Here is a 3720-nt window from a genome sequence, read left to right on the forward strand (position 1 = left end):
TCTCCTGCGTGACCAGCTCGCCGGTGGCGACATCGATCGGGTGGCCACGGAAGACGCGGGGTCCGAGCTTGTTGCCTGCATAGCCGCCGGCGATGCCGCCCAGGATGCCGCCGATTGCCTCGCCCCAGGCACGTCCCTTGCTGCCGCCGAGCGCCTCGCCGATGGCGCCGCCCAGCTTGCCGCCGCCCCATCCGCCCGCCATGCCCAGGCCGGTCTCGAGGCCGAAAGTGCCAACCGCGCACCAGCCCCCGGCGGCAAAGGCGGCGGCGCCGCCGGCCAGCAACGCCACCGCGGTCCCGGCGATCACCATGCCCAGCGCGACCTGCTGCAAGATGGCGGGCACTTCGGGGCTGATGTCGCGATACACCCCCGGATCGGTGCCGATGAAGACGTTGGGCGAGCCGTCGGAGATCTTGGCGTCGCAGACGGTGCGGTCGCCCTTGCGCGAGGCGGCGCCGTCCTCGATGAAGACGATCTTGCTGCCTTCGGCCAGGAATTGCGGGCTCTGGTGGTCGCTGCAGGCCGCCACGTCCAGCGTCGCCGGCGCCATCGTCGCCCGCGCCGCCGGCTTGTTGTTGATGAAGACGGTGGCGGCGCCGGTCGCTATCGCGCCCGTGACGCTCGTATACTCCTTGCCGATGCCCATCCCCGCGAGCGCGCCTCCCCCCGTCGCGGCCACCGCCCCGCCGACCGCGGCGACCACCGCCAGGGCGGCGCCACCCGTCGCGACGGTCGCCGCCACGATGGCGATGCCGACCACGGCGCCGACGATGGCGCCCATGATGAAGCCGAACATCCCGCTGCTGTGGGCGATCGGGTCACCGAGGCGGGCGGCGGCGAAGGCGGAGTCCATGGCGGCAGGCGTCCGGGGCCGGGGGCGTCAGGCCGCCGGTGCCGCCTGGGCGGCCCAGGAGAAGGTGCCGAGGATGCGCTGGAAGGTGCTGTCCGCCGCCGGGAAATCCGCCTCCGACGCAGTGTTGGTGATGGTCAGGATCCGGGCCGCGTCGATCATGGCATAGACCTGGCGCTGCTGCAGGAAGCCCTGCTCGACGCTGTTCCAGCGGAACACGATCTCGACGCAGTCGCGGCCGTCCAGCACGCCCTCGCGGCGCAGCCTCAGCTTGAAGTCCCTGGCCCGGTGGCCGAGCTCATGCACCTGGCGCGTGACGAAGGCATCGAGATCCTCGCCCGCCTTGACCCGGTCCGACGCCACCAGGACGTTCGGCGTCACCGGCTGGCCGGCCTTGGCCGGCGCCGCGAAGATGGTCATGGTGCGGTCCGTCCAATCGTCGGGAACGCTGATCGAGAAGTCGCGATTCACGCTGGTCTGAGCCATGCGGGGGGCCTCGTCGGGGTCGGAAGGTCGGGATCAGGGCTTCTTGGCCGGGTCGGGCACGAAGGGCGGCGTCTTGATGTCCGCGATGTCCGGCTTCTTGCCGGAGCCGTCATAGACCGTGCGCGCCGCCTTGGCCCAGCCGTCGCCGACCTTGCGCGCCAGCTCCTGCTGCGCCTTGTCGGCGACGACCTTGCGCACCGCGTCCTTCATCGCGCCGGGACTGCCCGGGAGGGCGGCCGCCGCCGCGTCCGCCGCCTTCTTGGCGTCGTCCACGGCCTGCTTCGCACTGTCGACGCCGCTGCCGAGGCCGGTGGCGCCCATCAGGGTCTTGGCCCGGTCGGTCCAGTCGCTGCCCAGCTTGCGGCCCGCGGTCTTGGCGACCCCGTCCGAGATCGCGGTCTCGGCCGCGTTGATGGCGGCGTCCTGCATCCCGACCGGCAGGCCGGACAGAACGCCACGCACCTTGTTGCGGGCGCGGTCGAGGATCGAGGCCGAATCGACCTGCGGCATCTCGCGGAACTCCGGCGGCACGAAGGGCGTGGCGCTGGTGAGCTCCGGCAGCGACGCGATCGGGATCGATCCGGCCGAGCCGGCGGCCGCGCTCATGGCTCCGGCGGCGGCCGATGCCACGGAGCCGGCGGATCCGGCCGCGGTCTGCATCGCCTGCTGCGCGGCGCCGACGGCGAACTGCGTCACCTGCGGCGGCGCGAATTCGACCAGCGGCCGGATGACCTTGTCGCCGATGGTGTTGAAAGCGACCTGCTTCATGCCGTGGGCCGCGGCCATGATCGGCGTCTTCACGGAACTGCCTGCGAAGGACATGCGGCTTTCCTCCTCCCGCGCCCCGGCTACGACGACGGCCCGAAGGTGCGGACGGCGATGTCATAGGCCCGGCGGTTGATCGCGTCGATCAGCAGCAGGTCGGGCTTCGGCTTGTAGCCGATCAGCAGGAACGACACCCACGCATTGCCCGCCCGGGCGATGGTCAGGCGCACCTTGATGGTCGAGCCCTTGACCTCGACCTCGGCCTCGCCTTCGCGCGCATCCTGCAGGTCGGTGCGCAGATCGACCGGCACCAGCGCCATGCTGGTCACGTCGGCGCCGGTCGACCCCTTGACCGCCTCGAGCAGCGTGTCCGCCAGCTCGCCATGCGAGGCATAGGCCGAGGGCGGCGCCACCAGCACGTTGAGCCGGCCGATCGCCTGGTCGTCGGCCTGGTTCTTGAAGTTCAGGCTGTCCTGGTCGGGCCCGACGCTGTCGTCGCGGCTTTCCTCCCAACTCGTCGGGAAGACGAAGCGGGCCGGCAGCACCCGGGACATCTGCACGGTGCGCAGCGGCTCGGCGGACGGAACGTCGGCGCCATGCACCAGCTGGAAGCTGTTGGCGGCGATCACGAACGGCTCCTCCGCCACGGCATAGGCGGCGGGCTCGGCATAGCCGAACACCAGGTACAGCCGGTCGGCGTTCTTGAAGCTGGACATCCGGTAGACGAAGTCCCGGCCGTTCATGCTGCGCTGGGCCAGCACGTCGGCATTCCAGCCCGCCGCCGAATACGCGGTGTGCCACTTCAGCACGGCGTAGCCGTTCTGCCGCAGCCAGGCGTCCAGCCAGTCGGCGCTGGACATCTCGCGCACGATCTTCTGGGCATAGACCTCGAGCATCGCCCGCTGGTCGCGGCTGCCGTAGCGCGACAGCAGCACCAGCCCGGGGGCATCCGGCTTCTCCGGCGCGTAGGGCTCGTATTTCAGCCAGTCCTTCGGCAGCAGCAGGCTGAAAGCCAGGGCAGGATCGGCGTTGTCCTCGACCTGGCGCTGGGTCGACTGCTCGATCTGGCGCGGCGTCGAACGGGGCTTCAGCAGCAGGTCAGTCACGGCACTCTCCGCGGCCTGGGCCGGTGTGTGGGGCAGCGTCACGGCCAGCGTCAGGCCGATGACGGAGATCAGCACGAAGGCGAAGGTCATCAGCTCGGCCAGCCGGCCCTCGGCCGCCATGCGATCGATATCCTGCCTTCGATACGGCCACAGCAGGGTGATGCGCCAGATCAACGGTATGGGTCCCTTCCCGTCGGACAGTCGATCCCGCTGCCGCACCACTCGGCGGAAGCCGGCGAGGATGGCCAGGACGAACAGGGCGTAGAGCAGCAGCCCCAGGGCGCCGACCAGCAGCCAGGAGACCGGCGTCTCCGCCTCGCCCGCCGCCGCCGCCCAGCCATGGGCGATGGCGAGCAGGACCGCCCAGGTCCCGGCGAGGATGAGAGCGACCCGGCCGGTCCGTCCTTCCCGCGGCAGCAGGGCGGCGATGTGCGAGAGCCATCGGCGCACCTATCTCTTCTTCCCGGGGCCGATGCTGACCCCGCCCAGCGCGGCGCCGCCGACGCCGAGGCC

Annotated in this window: 4 protein-coding genes; all 4 read right to left on the reverse strand. The window is 71.1% G+C overall.

Annotated elements, in window-relative coordinates:
• On the reverse strand, window positions 1-853 hold an 853-nt coding region (locus tag ABDW35_RS33720), incomplete at its 3' end, for a PAAR domain-containing protein (RefSeq protein WP_343718224.1).
• A gap of 27 nt (window positions 854-880) precedes the next feature.
• Complete coding sequence (locus ABDW35_RS33725) at window positions 881-1336, reverse strand: DcrB-related protein (RefSeq protein ID WP_343718225.1); 456 nt, start codon at window positions 1334-1336, stop codon at window positions 881-883.
• 33 nt (window positions 1337-1369) lie between these two features.
• Window positions 1370-2158, reverse strand: coding sequence for a hypothetical protein (locus ABDW35_RS33730; protein WP_343718226.1), 789 nt, complete (start codon window positions 2156-2158; stop codon window positions 1370-1372).
• A gap of 26 nt (window positions 2159-2184) precedes the next feature.
• Window positions 2185-3657: a hypothetical protein gene (locus ABDW35_RS33735; protein WP_343718227.1), complete on the reverse strand. Its 1473-nt coding sequence runs from the start codon at window positions 3655-3657 to the stop codon at window positions 2185-2187.
• Between the last annotated feature and the right edge of the window lie 63 nt (window positions 3658-3720).

The organism is Inquilinus sp. (genome assembly GCF_039594555.1).
Classification (GTDB): Bacteria; Pseudomonadota; Alphaproteobacteria; order DSM-16000; family Inquilinaceae; genus Inquilinus.